Consider the following 17,131-nt stretch of genomic DNA (forward strand, 5'->3'; position numbering starts at 1 on the left):
CTGCTACGTCGTCGTCCGACGCCTGCGCGCACCCGGGCGCCGCTCGCTCGGCCGGGTCACCGGGTCACCGGCCTCCTTCGCCGCGTCCCGGCGCTGCGCGCCGAAGGCGGCGAGCGCCTCGGCGAGCTTGTGCACCGACGGCTCCGGGGACAGCACGTCCACCCGCAGGCCGTGCTCCTCGGCGGTCTTCGCCGTGGCCGGGCCGATACACGCGATCACGGTCACGTTGTGCGGCTTGCCCGCGATACCGACCAGGTTGCGCACCGTCGAGGACGAGGTGAACAGGACCGCGTCGAAGCCGCCGCCCTTGATCGCCTCGCGGGTGTCGGCCGGCGGCGGCGAGGCGCGGACCGTGCGGTACGCGGTGACGTCGTCGACCTCCCAGCCCAGCTCGATGAGCCCGGCCACCAGGGTCTCGGTGGCGATGTCGGCACGCGGCAGGAACACCCGGTCGATCGGGTCGAAGACCGGGTCGTAGGGCGGCCAGTCCTCCAGCAGGCCGGCGGCGGACTGCTCGCCGGACGGCACCAGGTCCGGCTTCACACCGAAGTCGATCAGCGCCGCGGCGGTCTGCTCGCCTACGGCGGCGACCTTGATCCCGGCGAAGGCACGGGCGTCGAGCCCGTACTCCTCGAACTTCTCCCGGACCGCCTTGACGGCGTTCACGCTGGTGAAGGCGATCCACTCGTAGCGCCCGGTGACCAGGCCCTTGACCGCGCGCTCCATCTGCTGGGGCGTACGCGGCGGCTCGACGGCGATCGTCGGGACCTCGTGCGGCACCGCACCGTAGGAACGCAGCTGGTCGGAGAGCGACGCGGCCTGCTCCTTCGTACGCGGGACGAGCACCTTCCAGCCGAACATCGGCTTCGACTCGAACCACGCGAGCTGGTCGCGCTGGGCGGCGGAGCTGCGCTCTCCGACCACGGCTATGACCGGCCGGTGGCCCTCGGGCGAGGGCAGCACCTTGGCCTGCTTGAGGACCTGGGCGATCGTCCCGAGGGTCGCCGTCCAGGTGCGCTGGCGGGTGGTGGTGCCCGCGATCGTCACGGTGAGCGGGGTGTCGGGCTTGCGGCCCGCGGAGACCAGCTCACCGGCGGCGGCGGCCACCGAGTCCAGCGTGGTGGAGACGACGGCGGTCGCGTCGCTCGCGCCGACCTCGCTCCAGCACCGGTCGGAGGCGGTACGGGCGTCGACGAAGCGGACGTCCGCACCCTGCGCGTCCCGCAACGGCACCCCGGCGTACGCGGAGACGCCGACGGCGTTCGCGACGCCCGGGACGACCTCGAAGGGCACCCCGGCGGCGGCGCAGGCGAGCATTTCCGCCCCCGCGTTCCCGTCCAGGCCCGGGTCGCCCGCGACAGCACGGACCACCCGCCTGCCGCCCTTCGCGGCCTCCATGACAAGATTGGCCGCATCCCTGAGAACGGGTACACCGACGGTTGTTGACGAGGTGTCAACGACGGTCAGCTCAGGCGTGCTCACGCCTGCCCGCGCATGGCTGCGAACGACGTCGAGCACATCGGGCTCGGCGACAAGGACGTCCGCGCTCGCGAGCGCCTCGACGGCGCGCAGGGTCAGCAGTCCCGGGTCGCCGGGACCGGCGCCGAGGAAGGTGACCTGCCCTTGGGCGGACAGGGCCGGAAAGTCGGATGCGGCGGGGCCTGTGGGGCTCAAAGTGCTCGCTCCCCCATAAGACCGGCCGCACCCTTGGCGAGCATCTCGGCCGCGAGTTCGCGACCGAGGGCCGCCGCGTCGTCGTGCGACGTGGGGACGGGACCGGTGGTGGACAGCTGTACGAGCGAGGAACCGTCGGTGGTACCGACGACTCCGCGCAGGCGCAGTTCGTTGACAACCTGTCCGTCGACCAGGAGGTCGGCCAGCGCACCCACAGGTGCGGAGCAGCCGGCTTCCAGAGCGGCGAGCAGGGCGCGCTCGGCGGTCACGGCGACCCGGGTGTACGGGTCGTCGAGCTCGGCGAGCGCGGCGGCGAGGTCGGCGCTGGACGCGGCGCACTCGATCGCCAGTGCTCCCTGGCCGGGAGCGGGCAGGACGGTGTCGACCGGCAGGAACTCGGTCACCTCACCGCTCCGGCCGAGACGGCTGAGCCCGGCGGCGGCGAGAACCACCGCGTCGAGCTCCCCGTCGCGCACGAACCCGATCCGCGTGTCGACGTTGCCCCTGATGGGGACGGTCTCGATCCGCAGCCCGTGGGAACGGGCGTACGCGTTGAGCTGCGCCATGCGGCGCGGCGAACCGGTGCCGATGCGGGCGCCCTCGGGCAGCTGCGCGAAGGTCAGCCCGTCCCGGGCGACCATCGCGTCGCGCGGGTCCTCGCGCTGCGGCACGGCCGCCAGCACGAGGTCGTCGGGCTGGCTGGTCGGCAGGTCCTTGAGCGAGTGGACGGCGAAGTCCACCTCACCACGCGCCAGCGCCTCGCGCAGGGCGGCGACGAACACGCCGGTCCCGCCGATCTGCGCCAGGTGCTCGCGGGAGGTGTCCCCGTACGTGGTGATCTCGACGAGTTCGACGGCGCGCCCGGTCACCTCGCGAACCGCCTCGGCGACGAGTCCGGACTGGGCCATGGCGAGCTTGCTGCGCCGGGTGCCCAGCCGGAGCGGCGCGGAGTTCCGCGCGCCCGGGGATGAGTTGTCGGTCATGACCGCCCTCTATTCGGGTCGTTCAGGTCTGCCCGGGAGACGGCGGCCACCGTCTGCGGGTCGAGGTCGAAGAGTTCTCGCAGCGCGTCCGCGTACCCGGCGCCGCCGGGCTCGCTGGCGAGCTGCTTGACCCGCACGGTGGGCGCGTGCAGGAGTTTGTCGACGACGCGGCGCACGGTCTGGGTGATCTCGGCACGCTGCTTCTCGTCCAGGTCGGGAAGGCGGCCGTCCAGCCGGGCGATCTCGCCGGCGACCACGCCGGCGGCCATGGTGCGCAGGGCGACCACGGTCGGGGCGACGTGCGCGGCGCGCTGGGCGGCGCCGAAGGCGGCCACCTCGTCGGAGACGATGGAGCGGACCCGGTCCACATCTGCGGCCATCGGGGCGTCGGCGGACGCCTCGGCGAGCGACTCGATGTCGACGAGGCGCACACCGTCGATGCGGTGGGCGGCGCCGTCGATGTCCCGCGGCATGGCGAGGTCGAGGAGGGCGAGCCGGACCGGGCCGGTCGACTGCGCGGGCACCGTGACGCGGCGCGTCGCGGTCGCCCGGCCGGCCCCCGCGGCGGAGGCGGCGGAGCCGTTCTCCACCCAGGCGGCGTGCTGGTCGACGTCGGCCGGGGCCGGGGTGACGGTGGCCGTCGGCCGGTCGGGCGCGGCGTCCAGGGTCACGCCCAGCGCGTCGGCGAGGGCGTCGGCGGTGAGCACGAGGCCCGTGGAACCGGTGCAGGAGACGACGATGTCGGCACGTGTCAGTTCGTCACCGACCGCGGACATCTCGACGGCCCGGGCGCGCACCGCCGTGTCGTCGCCCTGCTGGAGGATCTCCACCAGGCGGTCCGCGCGGGAGCGGGTCCGGTTGGCGACGACGATGTCGGCGACACCGGTGCGGGCGAGGGTCGCGGCGGCCAGCGAGGACATGGATCCGGCGCCGATGACCAGGGCGCGCTTGCCGCCGGCCCAGCTCTCGGGGTCGGCCCCGGCGGCGAGCTGCTGGAGCCCGAAGGTGACGAGCGACTGCCCGGCCCGGTCGATCCCGGTCTCGCTGTGGGCGCGCTTACCGACCCGCAGGGCCTGCTGGAAGAGGTCGTTCAGCAGCCGTCCGGCGGTGTGCAGCTCCTGGCCGCGCGCGAGCGCGTCCTTGATCTGGCCGAGGATCTGCCCCTCGCCGACGACCATCGAGTCGAGACCGCAGGCCACCGAGAAGAGGTGGTGGACGGCCCGGTCCTCGTAGTGCACATAGAGATACGGAGTCAGCTCTTCGAGCCCGACGCCGCTGTGCTGGGCGAGCAGGGTGGACAGCTCGGCGACGCCCGCGTGGAACTTGTCCACGTCGGCGTACAGCTCGATGCGGTTGCAGGTGGCCAGCACGGCCGCCTCGGTCGCGGGTTCCGCGGCGAGGGTGTCCTGGAGCAGCTTGGCCTGGGTCTCGGCAGCGAGGGAGGCCCGCTCCAGTACGGAGACGGGGGCGCTGCGGTGGCTCAGTCCGACGACGAGGAGGCTCATGCCGGCATCACGGCGGGCATGTCCCCGTCAGGTCCCTTCCGGCTCGCGGGCGTGGCGCGCATCGGGGGCGCGCCCTCGTCCTGGGCGGCGGAGTCCTCGCCGGCCTTGCGCTGCTCGTGGAACGCGAGGATCTGGAGCTCGATGGAGAGGTCGACCTTGCGCACGTCGACGCCCTCGGGCACCGACAGCACGGTCGGCGCGAAGTTCAGGATGGAGGTCACACCGGCGGCGACGAGCCGGTCGCAGACCTGCTGGGCCGCGCCGGGCGGGGTGGTGATCACGCCGATGGACACACCGTTGTCGCTGATGATCCGGTCCAGGTCGTCCGTGTGCTGGACGGCGATCCCGGCCACCGGCGTACCGGCCATGGCGGGGTCCGCGTCGATCAGCGCCGCGACCCGGAAGCCGCGGGAGGCGAAGCCGCCGTAGTTGGCGAGGGCCGCGCCGAGGTTACCGATGCCGACGATGGCGACCGGCCAGTCCTGGGTGAGCCCGAGCTCGCGCGAGATCTGGTAGACGAGATACTCGACGTCGTACCCGACACCGCGGGTGCCGTAGGACCCGAGGTAGCTGAAGTCCTTGCGCAGCTTCGCCGAGTTGACCCCGGCCGCCGTGGCCAGCTCCTCGGAGGAGACCGTGGGCACCGATCGCTCGGAGAGCGCGGTCAGGGCGCGCAGATACAACGGAAGTCGGGCGACGGTGGCCTCGGGAATTCCTCGGCTACGGGTCGCCGGTCGGTGAGTTCGGCCAGTTGCCACGGTGCTCCTGCGGGATGAGCGGGGCTGCAGGCGGCCGTATGTCCCAGGACCGCCCCGTCGAATGCAGGCTATGTCTTTGTGAACGCGTGCACAAAGATGATGTCCGTTTTGTCCGGTCAACGTGACCGGGGTCACGCGCATTCCTCGCGCGATCCCGGAACCAGGGGCCGCATCGGCCCGTTGCAGCCTCGAAGGGGGCAAAGCGGTACACACTCCTCACAACTAAGCCCCCGAGGCCACTCAAAACGCCCGCAATGTTAACCGGGTTTCGCGTCCGCACCCAGCGCCTTGCGCAGCCTCGCCGGGTCCACGCGCCAGAACGTGTGCTGTTCGTCATCGATCAGCACCACCGGAATCTGCTCCCAGTACTCCTTGTACAGCTCCTCGTCCTCGGTGATGTCCTTCTCCACCCACGACGCACCGGTCTCCTCACAGACCGCGCTCACCACCGCCCGCGCGTCCTCGCACAGATGACACCCGGGTTTCCCCACCAGCGTGACCACCCGATCGGCGGGCTTCTTCCTCTTACGTCGCAGCAGAGCACTCATGCCTTCATTCTGCGCCCGACACGCCCACCCCCCGAGCCGACGATGCCCTCCGGCTCCGGATCACCCGGAAGCGCGGTCAGCGGACACCAGCCCTCGCGCCCCCTCCAAGCGGTCGCCGGCGGTGCACGGCTTCCGTGGCTCCGGGGGCCACGAGTTCCTCGGTGGCGGGAACTACCGTGGCCGGCGTGACGGATGACGAGCTTCGAGCAATGCTGATTCCCTTCCGCACCCGGGCAGTTGAGGAGGGGTGCCCGTCGGAGGACATTGACCCGCTGCCGGCCGAAGAGGTGGACCGGTGGATCGGCCACGTCCGGCCGTGCGCGGTCCTCACCGGTGGCGGGAACGGGCCGGTCGCCGGCAGGAACCGGACCTGCCCTATCACCCACTTCCCGGGTTTCCGCACGCCGACGAGCTGGTCACTGTCTGGTGCGACGCCTCTGACAGAGGAGGGCATCTGCAGATCGGCGGATACGCGGACCAGGAGGACTCCGACCCGGACCCGCTGGAAATCGTCGCGAACCGCGCCGTCCCGCAGGCGCGCCGGGGGCGTTGGAGCGTCGAGGGCCGGTGTCGGGCGCCGTCGCGGACCGGGTTCTGCTGGCCCACTGGAATGCGGACATCAGCGATCGGGAAGGCGCGGACGTGCAGTGGGGAATCCAGCGCGCGGACCTGGAGGCCCGTCGCTTCGACCGTACCTTCAGCACCGCCTACGGGAATCCCTGACCCGGCCCGGCGGACAGCGTCCACGGAATCGGTGGAGGCGCTCAGATGCGGGGGCGTCGGCGCGGGCGTCCGAGAACCGCTCGATGTTCGACGCGCATCGCCCGCCCCCTGCGGCGGGGCGCCACTCTCCGCGCCCGTCACGCTCACCCCCCGAGCCCGCGACCCCACTTCCCGCGCCCGTCGACCGTCACCCCGGACCGCCCGGAATCGCCCGATTCACCATTCCGACCCGCAGCGTTCACGCCCACGCATCGCGGCAGGTCGGGCAGGTGCGGACCGACTGGCTATGCTCACGGCATGGCCGCTCTTGGATGGCTCACACCCCGTAGGCGTTCCGCTACCGCACGGAGCGTCCTGGCAGGCGAGGCCGCCGCCGAGGCCGCGCGCAAGACCTCGGCCGCCGACGACGAATCCGCCCTCCTGACCAAGGCCCCGGAAGCGGAGGCGGCACCTCCCGAGGAGCCCGCGTTCCCCGTCGCCGGGGACGACCGCGCCGCCGCCTTCTTCGACCTCGACAACACCGTCATGCAGGGCGCCGCGATCTTCCACTTCGGCCGCGGCCTCTACAAGAGGAAGTTCTTCGAACGCCGCGAGCTCACCCGGTTCGCCTGGCAGCAGGCCTGGTTCCGGCTGGCCGGCGTCGAGGACCCCGAACACATGCAGGACGCCCGCGACAGCGCCCTGTCCATCGTCAAGGGCCACCGCGTCTCCGAGCTGATGTCGATCGGCGAGGAGATCTACGACGAGTACATGGCCGACCGCATCTGGCCCGGCACCCGGGCCCTGGCCCAGGCCCACCTGGACGCCGGACAGAAGGTCTGGCTCGTCACCGCCGCCCCCGTGGAGACCGCCACCATCATCGCCCGCCGCCTCGGCCTGACCGGCGCGCTCGGCACCGTCGCCGAATCGGTCGACGGCGTCTACACCGGCCGCCTGGTCGGCGAACCCCTGCACGGACCCGCCAAGGCCGAGGCCGTCCGCGCCCTCGCCACCGCGGAGAGCCTCGATCTGGAGCGCTGCGCCGCCTACAGCGACTCCCACAACGACATCCCGATGCTCTCGCTGGTCGGCCACCCCTACGCGATCAACCCGGACACCAAACTCCGCAAGTACGCCCGGGCCCGCGACTGGCGGCTGCGCGACTACCGCACCGGCCGCAAGGCGGCCAAGGTCGGCATCCCGGCCGCCGCCGGGGTCGGCGCGCTCGCGGGCGGCACCGTCGCCGCCGTCGCCCTGCACCGCCGCCGCCGCTGACCCGCGCCCGCAGCGCACCCCCGCACCCCCCGCGCCCCGTGCCCGCCCACCACGAACGGTCACGGGGCACAGCCACGCCCGGGGCCGGGCACCCGATCGCGATCGGCTGTGCCGACGCGGGCGACGCCCCCTCCGGCCAGCCGGATCACCGGCGCCCGGCCACAACCCGTCGCCCCCGCAGACAGATCACGAAGTAATCCGATCAATAAACGATCACCATGTGCTACTCAATACGTCACTTAGCGATAACAGAAGCGACGGAACCGGTGATTTAGACAACTGGGTGTAGTGCTGCCTGCACGAAGCGTTATTCTCCTCAGACGCATCACGGAACCCGCCACTCGCTACCACGGGTGACGTTTTTCGAACTGCTCGTGATGGAAGCTCTGCCTCTGGGAGTCCCGTGTACCCACACGTCGGGGTTGACGCCTCGGGCCTGGCTACGCTGCGTGCATCGGTCATTGACCGCTTGCGCGGCTTCGTCCCCACCGCGTACGCCGTCCCCGCATTTGCCACCCCTGCACCTGCCGGCCCTTGCTACGCCCTGGCCGAACGCAGTGCGGCGGTCGGAAGACGCGGCACCCGCGCCGCCTCGGCCACGTCGACCGTCCGCCGTCCCACCGCCGACAGCGACAGCGCGCGCATGATGGATCTCGTCGAGCGCGCACAGGCCGGTGAGGCGGATGCCTTCGGCCGCCTGTACGACCAGTACAGCGACACCGTGTACCGGTACATCTACTACCGCGTGGGCGGCAAGGCGACCGCGGAGGACCTCACCAGCGAGACCTTCCTCCGCGCGCTGCGCCGTATCTCCACGTTCACCTGGCAGGGCCGCGACTTCGGCGCCTGGCTGGTCACCATCGCTCGCAACCTGGTCGCCGACCACTTCAAATCCAGTCGTTTCCGACTGGAAGTGACCACCGGCGAAATGCTCGACGCCAACGAGGTGGCGCGCAGCCCCGAGGACTCCGTCCTGGAGTCCCTCTCCAACGCCGCTCTGCTCCAGGCCGTGCGGCGACTCAACCCCCAGCAGCAGGAGTGCGTGACCCTGCGGTTCCTCCAAGGCCTCTCGGTCGCGGAGACCGCCCGGGTGATGGGCAAGAACGAGGGCGCGATCAAGACCCTCCAGTACCGAGCCGTACGGACGCTCGCCCGACTCCTGCCGGACGACGCCCGCTGATCCGGCCTCTGCGTGACCGTCCCGTCACGCACTGGTCCGATCATCCTTCGCGCGTAACCCAAGTGCCGAGCGCCTCGTTGTGCCGGTTGCAGGCCCCCTGTCGTCGCCCCCTGTCCGTAGCCACTCACTCCATCGAGTGGAAACGCTCAAGGTGCGCAACCTTCCGGACCGCCAGGGGAGTCGACCGTCACGACGAGAGGAGGTGCCGCCAGTGATCGCAAACGTTTCGGCACACCGGCGGGCGAACGCCTTCGCCCAGGCCCTGGAAGACCAGACCCCCCAGGGTGCGGCGGCCGTACAGCCCGCGGAACCGGCCGACCAGGCCGACCCCGCACCGCTGTTGGCCCTGGCGAACGGCCTCGGTGAGCTACCGAAGCCGCAGTTGGACCCCGAGGTCAAAATGGTGCAGCGAGCCCAGCTCGTCGCGGCCATGGAGACCATGTTCGCCGAGGGCGGCGCGTCCACGGGCCCTACGGTGCCCGTGCAACGGGGCAAGGGGGCCCACCGGGCCTCACCACTGCGCAAACTGCGACCCCGCTCACGCTGGGCGAAGGGGCTCACTGCCGGCGGGCTCACCGTCGGCGTGGCCGCGGGAGCGTTCGGCGGCGTGGCCGCCGCCAGCTCCGACGCCCTCCCCGGTGATTCGCTCTACGGACTGAAACGCGGGATGGAGGACATCAGCCTCGGCATGGCCAAGGGCGACGCCGACCGCGGCGAGGTCTACCTCGACCAGGCCTCCACCCGGCTCAGCGAGGCCCGCAGACTCATGGAACGCGGCCGCTCCGGCGCCCTCGACCACGAATCCCTCGGTGCCGTCAGACGCGCGCTCAACGGCATGTCCCACGACGCCTCCGAGGGCCACCGGCTGCTCCACTCCGCCTACCGGCGCGACGGAGCGATCGGCCCCATCCAGACCCTGGACACCTTCTCCCGCTCGCACCGCGACGCCTGGAGCAGCCTCCGCGACCGGCTGCCCGTCCAGCTCACCGACGTCCGCGACGAAGTCAGCTCCGTCTTCGACGCCATAGAGGACGAAGTCGCACCGCTCCAAGCCCTTCTCCCCCGCCCCCCGGGCGAGGACAAGGGCCCCGGACGTTCCGACACCTCCACCACCCCGGACACCGGCTCACCCCGGACCGACGCCCCCGCGCCCCCGGCCTCCCCCGAGAAGCCCGGGACCCGCACCGACGGCGGACCCACCCCCGAGCCCACCGGTCCGTCGGACTCCTCCGAGGCCACCCCGGAGGACGGCCTGCTGGGCGGCGGTACGGACGGCCTGCTGGACGACCTCCCGACGGACGGCCTCACCCAGCCTTCCCCCGACAGCCGGCCCAGCGCACCCGCCGCCCCCGACGTCACCCTGCCCCCGCTCCTCCCGGGGCTCCTCCCCGGCCTCGGCATCGACGGCGAGAACCTCAAGCCGTAGAACGCCGGAGATCGAAGGGCCCCGCGCACACGAGAAAAAGGGGGCCGGTACGCGGATCGCGTACCGGCCCCCTTCTCGTCCCGGTCTGCTCAGCAGGTCAGAAGAACACTGACCGCCGCTGCACCAACAGCTTGTACAGCGTGTGCTGGATCTGCTCGCGCACCTGGTCGGTCAGATTGAACATCAGCATCGGGTCCTCCGCCGCCTCCGGCGGGTACCCGTCCGTCGGAATCGGCTCACCGAACTGGATCGTCCACTTCGTCGGCAACGGCAGCGCGCCCAACGGCCCCAGCCACGGGAACGTCGGCGTGATCGGGAAGTACGGGAAGCCCAGCAGCCGGGCCAGCGTCTTCGCGTTCCCGATCATCGGGTAGATCTCCTCCGCGCCCACGATCGAGCACGGCACGATCGGCGCCCCCGCCCGCAGCGCCGTCGACACGAAGCCGCCCCGCCCGAAGCGCTGCAGCTTGTAACGCTCCCCGAACGGCTTGCCGATGCCCTTGAACCCCTCCGGCATCACCCCGACGATCTCTCCCGTCTCCAGCAGCCGCTGCGCGTCCTCCGCACAGGCCAGCGTGTGCCCCGCCTTGCGCGCCAGCTCGTTGACGACCGGCAGATGGAAGACGAGATCGGCCGCGAGCAGCCGCAGATGCCGGTCCGCCGGATGGTTGTCGTGCACCGCGACCTGGAGCATCAGCCCGTCCAGCGGCAGCGTCCCGGAGTGGTTGGCCACGATGAGCGCCCCGCCTTCCGACGGGATGTTCTCGATGCCCTTCACCTCGACCCGGAAGTACTTGTCCGCCAGCGGCCGCAGCAACGACATCAGGACCTGGTCGGTGAGCTCCTCGTCGTAGCCGAACTCGTCGACGTCGTAGTCACCGGTGACCCGGCGCCGCAGGAACGCCAGCCCGCCCGCGATCCGCCGCTCCCAGCCGCCGGAGGGACCGTCCACGTCCACGGCGTCCCGGGGCTCCCGGTCCCCCGCCTCCGCCTCCGGGGACAGCCCGGAGGGCTCGGGCACCTGCGCCCCCGGCAGGGCGCTCACCGGAGCCGCGGAGCCGTCACCCCGACCGCCACCGGGGCCGCCCGCCCCGGTCCGGCGCCGCGCCGGACGCGACGCGCCACCGGACCGCGAACGGTCGTCGTCGAACGGAATGACCTTGGCGTCCGCCATCGTCGATGCGCTCCTCTACCTGGCGCCGTGAGTCGTCTGTACCGCACCGGCCCCGCGCTCCCGCGGCCCGGCGCCTCCCGGGAGCGGCAACGCCGCCAGCCGGTCCACCGCCCTGCCCACCGTCTCCGGCGGCAGCAGCCCCGGACCCCGGCTCCGCGCGAACTCCGCGAACGTCTCCGCCGTGGTGAACTTCGGCCGGAAACCGAGGGTCTCGCGCATCTGCACCGTCGAGACCACCCTGCCATGGGTGAGCAGCCGGATCTGTTCCGGCGAGAAGTCGGTCATGCCGATCGTACGGAGCGCCGAGCCGACCCACGTGACGGCGGGCAGCAGCAGGGGCACCGTCGGCTTCCCCAGCCGCCGGGAGCACTGGGACAGCAGCAGCACCCCGTCGCCGGCGATGTTGAACGTGCCGCTGTTCAGCGTCCCGCGCCGGGGCTCGTTCGCCGCGATCCCCAGGACGTCGACCACATCGTCCTCGTGCACGAACTGGAGCCGGGGGTCGTAGCCGAAGACGGTCGGCAGAACGGGCAGCGACAGATAGTCCGCGAGCGGCGAGTCCGGCCGGGGCCCCAGGATGTTGGCGAACCGCAGCACGCACACCGCCACGTCCGGCCGCCGGCGGGCGAAGCCCCGTACGTACCCCTCGACCTCCACCGCGTCCTTCGCGAAGCCGCCGCTGGGCAGCGACTTGGGCGGGGTAGTCTCGGTGAACACGGCGGGATCGCGGGGCGCCGACCCGTACACGCTCGTACTGGACTTCACCACGAGCCGCCGCACCGTCGGGGACTTCTGACAGGCGCCGAGCAGCTGCATGGTGCCGATGACGTTGGTCTCCTTGATCGCCGTCCGGCCGCCGGCGCCGAGCGCCTTGCCGGAGACGTCCAGGTGCACGACCGTGTCGACGGCGTGCTCCGCCAGGATCCGCGCCAGGGCGGACTGCCGGATGTCCGCGCGTACGAACTCCGCGTCGCCCAGCTCGTGGGCGGGCGCGACCGCGTCGACGGCGATCACCCGGTCCACCCCGGGCTCGCACTGGACGCGCCGGACGAAACGGCCCCCCAGCTGCCGGGCCGCTCCTGTCACGAGCACGACCTTGCCCAAGACCCGGCTCCCCTCTGCATCCCTGCTTCCGGCGGTAACTTCCCTGGCCGTCACCGTAGCGGGTGGACGCCGCCCTGTGACGCCCCCGTGCTCCGAAACGCACCGCAGCCCCTCCACCGGAACGGCGGAGGGGCTGCGGATCTCACGAACTGCGTTCGCTTACTTCTTGTTGCGACGCTGAACGCGCGTGCGCTTGAGCAGCTTGCGGTGCTTCTTCTTGGCCATCCGCTTGCGCCGCTTCTTGATAACAGAGCCCACGACTACCCTCGCTCACTTCATTTTCACTGGTGCGGGGCGTCTGGGCCCACACGACCTACGTCGGCCTAGCCTACCCGCCACCGTCCGAGGGACGTAATCCGCAGGCAACCTCAGGCTGATTCCACCCCCACGAAGGAGTCGCGGAGATACGCGTGAACCGCTTGCTCCGGCACCCGGAAGGACCTGCCCACCCGGATCGCCGGCAGATGACCGCTGTGCACCAAGCGGTACACGGTCATCTTCGACACTCGCATGACCGAGGCGACTTCCGCCACGGTCAGAAACTTGACCTCGTTGAGAGGCCTCTCGCTGCCAGCAGCCATGACCCACCTGTACCTTCCGCACCGGACGCGCACCGGCTTCCCCTCCGGTGACTCTTCGTCGCTGTGCGCTCACTCCACAGATTAGGGGCGCGTGGTGCGAGTGGGGAAGAGGAGAGACAGCCGCCGGCCTACGGCGACAGACAGGCCCGATTGAGCACATAGCGCGTCAACGGCCGGTAGAACGGCGCCCGTACGCCGTCGTCGAGCGGAACCACGACGGCCACCCGCCCCTCGGCCTCTCCCACGAACAGCGCCGGATCGTCCGTGTCCGCCGGCCCGATCGCCTCGATCCCCAGCTGACCTGCACCGCAGACCCAGCCGTGATCCCCGATCACCAACTCCGGCAGCACCCCGAGCCGCTCCGCCGCCTCCTGGAGCGCGAGCCGCACCGGAAGCGGCGAATGCGTGTGCGCGCCGGTCTCACCTCCCGTGGGCCGCTCCCCGGGTTCGCGCACCAGGGCGACACCCCGTACGTAGTCGAGGCTGTACGTGCGTACGCCGAACCGGGTCGTTATGTCGACACATCTCCCCTGCGCGGGGGTGAGAACAGGACACCCCGCCGCCGACAGAGCGTCTGCCAGCCCGGCGTAGAAACCGAGCAGCCGGTGCGGATGCCCGGTCCCCAGCAGCACCGGAGCCCGACGCTCCGCCACCAGCGCCAACCGCTCGGCGAACGCGTCCAGCGCCGCCACCGTCCGCTCCGGATCGATCGCGTCAGGACCGCTCACATGCGTGGGATCCGCCGAGACCCCGCACCGGTCCGCCATCAGCCGCAACAGCTCGCCCTCGCCCCAGGCCCGCTCGGGCGCGAGCCCCAGCATCACCCGCGGATCCCGCGCGGCGAACAGCCGGTAGCTGCGCAGACTGGTCTCGCGCGGGGTGGCGACGGGCCCGGCCAGCCGGGCCGCCAGCAGATGGGCGCGCAGCGCCCCGGTGCTCAACACCCCTGGGATGCTGCCGTACCGCGCAGCCCGGCGGGCGGAAATCCCATTACGCCCCACCGTTGGCGTAACGCACGGCACAATGCCCCCGCGCCGCCCGCACCTCAGGTCAGCAGCCCCCGCAGCGGGAACGCCGCCTTCCGGGACGCCAGCACCGCCTGGTCCAGCCGGTCCGCCGGGTCGTACCCGTCCTCCCAGGCCTGCCACGACGGCGTACGCCCGTCCGTCATCCGACCGGGCCCCAACTGCCGCGTACGGGCGTAGACGAGATCCCGCCAGGACGGCGGCACCACCGACTCCGGATCGACGGGAGCGTGCGCCGCGATCCCGACGAGATGCGTCCACGACCGGGGCACCACGTCCACCACCGCGTACCCGCCGCCGCCGAGCGACACCCAGCGCCCGCCGTCCGCGTACCGGTGGGCCAGCTCGTGGCAGGACTCCATGACCGACCGCTGCGCGTCCAGGGAGACCGCGAGGTGGGCCAGCGGGTCCTCGAAGTGCGTGTCGGCCCCGTGCTGGGTGACGAGCACCTGGGGCCGGAAGTCGGCCAGCAGCTCGGGCACCACCGCGTGGAACGCCCGCAGCCACCCCGCGTCCCCGGTCCCGGCCGGCAGCGCCACGTTGACCGCGGAGCCCTCCCCCGCCCCGGCCCCGGTCTCCTCCGGCCACCCGGTCTGCGGGAACAGGGTCCTCGGGTGCTCGTGCAGCGAGATCGTCAGAACGCGCGGGTCCTCCCAGAACGCGGCCTGCACCCCGTCCCCGTGGTGGACGTCCACGTCGACGTACGCGACCCGCTCGGCGCCCAGCTCCAGCAGCCGGGCGATGGCGAGGGCGGGGTCGTTGTAGACGCAGAACCCGGCGGCCGACCCGGGCATGGCGTGATGCAGCCCCCCGGTGAAGTTCACCGCGTGCTCGCACTCACCCCGCCACACCGCCTCGGCCGCACCCACCGATAGCCCCGCGATCAGCGCGGACGCCTCGTGCATCCCGGCGAACGCCGGATCGTCCACGGTCCCGAGCCCGTAGCCCTGGTCGGCCGCCCGCGGATCCGCGGACGCGGCACGCACCGCCGCCACGTAGTCCTGCCGGTGCACGAGCCGCAGGGTGGAGTCCCCCACGGGCTTCGCGGACCGCAGATCCACCGCCCCGTCGAGCCCGAACGCCCGCACCAGCCCCATCGTCAGGGCCAGCCGGACCGGGTCCATGGGGTGCGTGTCCCCGAAGTCGTATCCCGTAACTGCGTCATCCCACATCAGCTGTGTGCGGCCGCTCATGCCCGCCACCGTATCGGGCGGACCCCGGCCCGAACGCGCGGGCGTACACGAGCGTCGCCAACACCAGAACCATCGGTACGAGCATCGCGCCGCGATAGCTCCACGTATCCCCCAGAGCGCCCACGAGCGGCGAACCGACCAGAAATCCCACATAGTTGAAGATGTTCAACCGGGCCACCGCCGCGTCGCTGTTCCCCGGGAACATCCGCCCGGCCGCCGCGAAGGTCTGCGGCACGATCACACAGAGCCCGAACCCGAGCATCGTGAACCCGAGCATCCCCACCCAGGCCCCGGGCGCCACCGCCACGACCGCGAACCCGCCCGCCGCCAGCAGACTCCCGCCACGCACCACGGCGACCGCCCCGAACCGCCGCACCCCGAGGTCCCCCACGGCCCGCCCCAGCAGGGTCGTCACCATGTAGACGTTGTACGGAACGGTCGCGAGCTGCTCCGAACCGCCCAGCACGTCCTGGAGGTACTTGGCACTCCAGTTGGAGACCGTCGAGTCCCCGATGTACGCGAAGCTCATGACGAGGCACAGCGGCGACAACAGCCGGAACGACACGGCCCCGCCTCGGCCGGCGGGACCGGGCTCCCCCTCCTCCGGCTCCTTGCCCTCCGTATACCACCGGCTCCCGACCAGCGCTGCGGGCAACAGCACCACCACGACGGGCAGGTAGGACACGAACAACGTCAGATCCCACCGCGCCCCGGCCCACGCCAGCGACGCCCCCGCGATCCCGCCGAGGCTGTAGGCGGCGTGGAACCCGAGCATGATGCTGCGCCCGTACGCCCGTTGGAGGCTGACGCCCAGCATGTTCATCGAGGCGTCCAGCGCCCCGACGGCCAGCCCGAAGACGCCGAGCGCGACGGCGACGTGCCACACCTCCCGCCCCGCGCCCACCCCGAGCAGGGCGAGCAGGACCAGCGGCTGGGACCACCGCAGGACGACACCGGGCCGCACCCGCGCGACCACCTTCTCGGTGGCCACGCTGCCGGCCCCCGCCAGGATCGGGACAGCGGCGAGGAAGACGGGCAGCAGCCCGTCGGATATCCCGTACTGGTCCTGAATGGCGGGGATGCGCGTCACCAGAAGGGCGAAGGCCACCCCTTGAACGCCGAAGCCCAACCCCAGGGAGGCCCTGCCGTGCCGCAAGCCCGCTTCCGTCATGGCCGAGAGCGTAGGGCCGGGCTCCAGGCAGGGACAGACGGATCAGGCGAGCAGTTCGGGAAGCTGGGCCATGTCCGAGAAGTGCCCGGTCACTCCGGTGAGCCGGTCGGCGGGCATCATCGACGTGAACCCGTACACGTCCATCCCGGCCGCCCGCGCCGCCTCGACCCCGAGCGGGCTGTCCTCGATGACGACGCACCTCTCCGGGGCGACGCCCATCCGCTCGGCGGCGTACAGGAACAGGTCCGGCGCCGGCTTGCCCCGCCCGACATCCTCCGAGCTGAAGATCCACTCCTCCTCGAACCACTGGTCGATCCCCGTCTTGCGGTGCGCGACCCGGATCCGCTCGTGACTCCCGGAGGAGGCGACGCAGTAGGCCACCCCGTCCGCGACGAGCTTCCCGAGCAGCTCCTCGGCCCCGTCGACGGCCACGAGCTCCCGCTGGAAGGCCGCGAACGTACGGGTGTTGAGCGTGGAGTCGAAGTCCTCGGGCAGCTTCTGCCCGGTCCGCTCCTCGACGAGATCGTGGACCCGGTGCACGGCGGACCCCATGTAGTCACGGAGCGACTCGTCGTACGAGGTGGGGTGACCGAGCTCGGTGAGGTAGCCGGAGAGGACGGTGTTGGCGAGCGGCTCACTGTCGACGAGCACACCATCGTTGTCGAAGATGACCAGTTCGTAGCGCATGGTTCGACCCTAGACGTTCAGAACGCAGAAAAGCCCCGTGCCACAAGGCACGGGGCTTTCCCGGAAAAATTGTTCGGCGGCGTCCTACTCTCCCACAGGGTCCCCCCTGCAGTACCATCGGCGCTGAAAGGCTTAGCTTCCGGGT

General features: G+C 71.6%; 16 protein-coding genes and 1 rRNA gene. 3 read left to right on the top strand and 14 right to left on the bottom strand.

Annotated features, from left to right (window positions below; translation table 11 throughout):
* Positions 1 to 3: 3 nt before the first annotated feature.
* The 5 genes from ACH4RG_RS25015 to ACH4RG_RS25035 form a co-directional block, all read right to left on the bottom strand.
* A complete protein-coding gene (locus ACH4RG_RS25015) occupies positions 4 to 1,674 on the bottom strand; it encodes a bifunctional uroporphyrinogen-III C-methyltransferase/uroporphyrinogen-III synthase (RefSeq protein WP_047177224.1) in 1,671 nt (556 codons plus the stop codon).
* On the bottom strand, positions 1,671 to 2,657 hold the full coding sequence (hemC, locus tag ACH4RG_RS25020) for a hydroxymethylbilane synthase (protein ID WP_397920633.1): 987 nt from the start codon (positions 2,655 to 2,657) through the stop codon (positions 1,671 to 1,673). The genes ACH4RG_RS25015 and hemC overlap by 4 nt, the downstream gene beginning before the upstream one ends.
* On the bottom strand, positions 2,654 to 4,162 hold the full coding sequence (locus tag ACH4RG_RS25025) for a glutamyl-tRNA reductase (RefSeq protein WP_397920631.1): 1,509 nt from the start codon (positions 4,160 to 4,162) through the stop codon (positions 2,654 to 2,656). The genes hemC and ACH4RG_RS25025 overlap by 4 nt, the downstream gene beginning before the upstream one ends.
* The gene (locus ACH4RG_RS25030; RefSeq protein WP_397920629.1) at positions 4,159 to 4,920 is read right to left on the bottom strand and encodes a redox-sensing transcriptional repressor Rex; all 762 of its coding nucleotides are present in this window, start codon (positions 4,918 to 4,920) and stop codon (positions 4,159 to 4,161) included. The genes ACH4RG_RS25025 and ACH4RG_RS25030 overlap by 4 nt, the downstream gene beginning before the upstream one ends.
* A gap of 257 nt (positions 4,921 to 5,177) precedes the next feature.
* Positions 5,178 to 5,468 carry a glutaredoxin family protein gene (locus ACH4RG_RS25035; protein ID WP_397920627.1) on the bottom strand — a complete coding sequence of 97 codons (291 nt, stop codon included), beginning with the start codon at positions 5,466 to 5,468 and terminating at the stop codon, positions 5,178 to 5,180.
* 1,020 nt (positions 5,469 to 6,488) lie between these two features.
* Between ACH4RG_RS25035 and ACH4RG_RS25040 the strand changes: the two genes are divergently transcribed.
* The 3 genes from ACH4RG_RS25040 to ACH4RG_RS25050 all read left to right on the top strand — a co-directional run bounded on the left by ACH4RG_RS25040 (position 6,489) and on the right by ACH4RG_RS25050 (position 10,051).
* Positions 6,489 to 7,445: an HAD family hydrolase gene (locus ACH4RG_RS25040; RefSeq protein ID WP_397920623.1), complete on the top strand. Its 957-nt coding sequence runs from the start codon at positions 6,489 to 6,491 to the stop codon at positions 7,443 to 7,445.
* A 403-nt stretch (positions 7,446 to 7,848) separates the two neighbouring features.
* Positions 7,849 to 8,625, top strand: a complete 777-nt coding sequence (locus ACH4RG_RS25045) for an ECF subfamily RNA polymerase sigma factor, BldN family (RefSeq protein ID WP_026291152.1) — start codon at positions 7,849 to 7,851, stop codon at positions 8,623 to 8,625.
* 211 nt (positions 8,626 to 8,836) lie between these two features.
* On the top strand, positions 8,837 to 10,051 hold the full coding sequence (locus ACH4RG_RS25050) for a DUF5667 domain-containing protein (protein ID WP_398540277.1): 1,215 nt from the start codon (positions 8,837 to 8,839) through the stop codon (positions 10,049 to 10,051).
* 97 nt (positions 10,052 to 10,148) lie between these two features.
* Here the strand turns inward: ACH4RG_RS25050 and ACH4RG_RS25055 are convergent, their stop codons facing one another.
* The 9 genes from ACH4RG_RS25055 to rrf all read right to left on the bottom strand — a co-directional run.
* On the bottom strand, positions 10,149 to 11,225 hold the full coding sequence (locus ACH4RG_RS25055) for a lysophospholipid acyltransferase family protein (RefSeq protein ID WP_397920619.1): 1,077 nt from the start codon (positions 11,223 to 11,225) through the stop codon (positions 10,149 to 10,151).
* A gap of 15 nt (positions 11,226 to 11,240) precedes the next feature.
* A complete protein-coding gene (locus ACH4RG_RS25060) occupies positions 11,241 to 12,329 on the bottom strand; it encodes an NAD-dependent epimerase/dehydratase family protein (protein ID WP_397920617.1) in 1,089 nt (362 codons plus the stop codon).
* A gap of 159 nt (positions 12,330 to 12,488) precedes the next feature.
* Positions 12,489 to 12,587 carry a 30S ribosomal protein bS22 gene (locus ACH4RG_RS25065; RefSeq protein ID WP_003948845.1) on the bottom strand — a complete coding sequence of 33 codons (99 nt, stop codon included), beginning with the start codon at positions 12,585 to 12,587 and terminating at the stop codon, positions 12,489 to 12,491.
* A 110-nt stretch (positions 12,588 to 12,697) separates the two neighbouring features.
* Complete coding sequence (locus tag ACH4RG_RS25070) at positions 12,698 to 12,910, bottom strand: helix-turn-helix domain-containing protein (protein ID WP_158072177.1); 213 nt, start codon at positions 12,908 to 12,910, stop codon at positions 12,698 to 12,700.
* Between the two features lie 128 nt (positions 12,911 to 13,038).
* A complete protein-coding gene (locus ACH4RG_RS25075) occupies positions 13,039 to 13,854 on the bottom strand; it encodes a phosphatase (protein ID WP_397920615.1) in 816 nt (271 codons plus the stop codon).
* A 101-nt stretch (positions 13,855 to 13,955) separates the two neighbouring features.
* A complete protein-coding gene (locus ACH4RG_RS25080) occupies positions 13,956 to 15,128 on the bottom strand; it encodes an acetoin utilization protein AcuC (RefSeq protein WP_397928622.1) in 1,173 nt (390 codons plus the stop codon).
* Positions 15,097 to 16,299: an MFS transporter gene (locus ACH4RG_RS25085; RefSeq protein ID WP_397920611.1), complete on the bottom strand. Its 1,203-nt coding sequence runs from the start codon at positions 16,297 to 16,299 to the stop codon at positions 15,097 to 15,099. Before ACH4RG_RS25085 ends, ACH4RG_RS25080 begins: the two co-directional genes overlap by 32 nt.
* 42 nt (positions 16,300 to 16,341) lie before the next feature.
* Complete coding sequence (locus ACH4RG_RS25090) at positions 16,342 to 16,986, bottom strand: HAD family hydrolase (RefSeq protein ID WP_397928625.1); 645 nt, start codon at positions 16,984 to 16,986, stop codon at positions 16,342 to 16,344.
* Positions 16,987 to 17,057: 71 nt separating this feature from the next.
* A 5S ribosomal RNA gene (rrf, locus tag ACH4RG_RS25095) occupies positions 17,058 to 17,131 on the bottom strand; the annotation flags it as partial.

The organism is Streptomyces sp. NPDC021019 (assembly GCF_044333295.1).
In the GTDB taxonomy this organism is placed as follows: Bacteria; Actinomycetota; Actinomycetes; order Streptomycetales; family Streptomycetaceae; genus Streptomyces.

Bases quoted from the DNA above. Each gene is read 5' to 3' on its own strand.
- ACH4RG_RS25085 (WP_397920611.1), bottom strand. From the start codon at position 16,299: ATGACGGAAGCGGGCTTGCGGCACGGCAGGGCCTCCCTGGGGTTGGGC.
- ACH4RG_RS25025 (WP_397920631.1), bottom strand. From the start codon at position 4,162: ATGAGCCTCCTCGTCGTCGGACTGAGCCACCGCAGCGCCCCCGTCTCC.
- hemC (WP_397920633.1), bottom strand. From the start codon at position 2,657: ATGACCGACAACTCATCCCCGGGCGCGCGGAACTCCGCGCCGCTCCGG.
- ACH4RG_RS25040 (WP_397920623.1), top strand. From the start codon at position 6,489: ATGGCCGCTCTTGGATGGCTCACACCCCGTAGGCGTTCCGCTACCGCA.
- ACH4RG_RS25090 (WP_397928625.1), bottom strand. From the start codon at position 16,986: ATGCGCTACGAACTGGTCATCTTCGACAACGATGGTGTGCTCGTCGAC.
- ACH4RG_RS25070 (WP_158072177.1), bottom strand. From the start codon at position 12,910: ATGGCTGCTGGCAGCGAGAGGCCTCTCAACGAGGTCAAGTTTCTGACC.
- ACH4RG_RS25035 (WP_397920627.1), bottom strand. From the start codon at position 5,468: ATGAGTGCTCTGCTGCGACGTAAGAGGAAGAAGCCCGCCGATCGGGTG.
- ACH4RG_RS25055 (WP_397920619.1), bottom strand. From the start codon at position 11,225: ATGGCGGACGCCAAGGTCATTCCGTTCGACGACGACCGTTCGCGGTCC.
- ACH4RG_RS25080 (WP_397928622.1), bottom strand. From the start codon at position 15,128: ATGAGCGGCCGCACACAGCTGATGTGGGATGACGCAGTTACGGGATAC.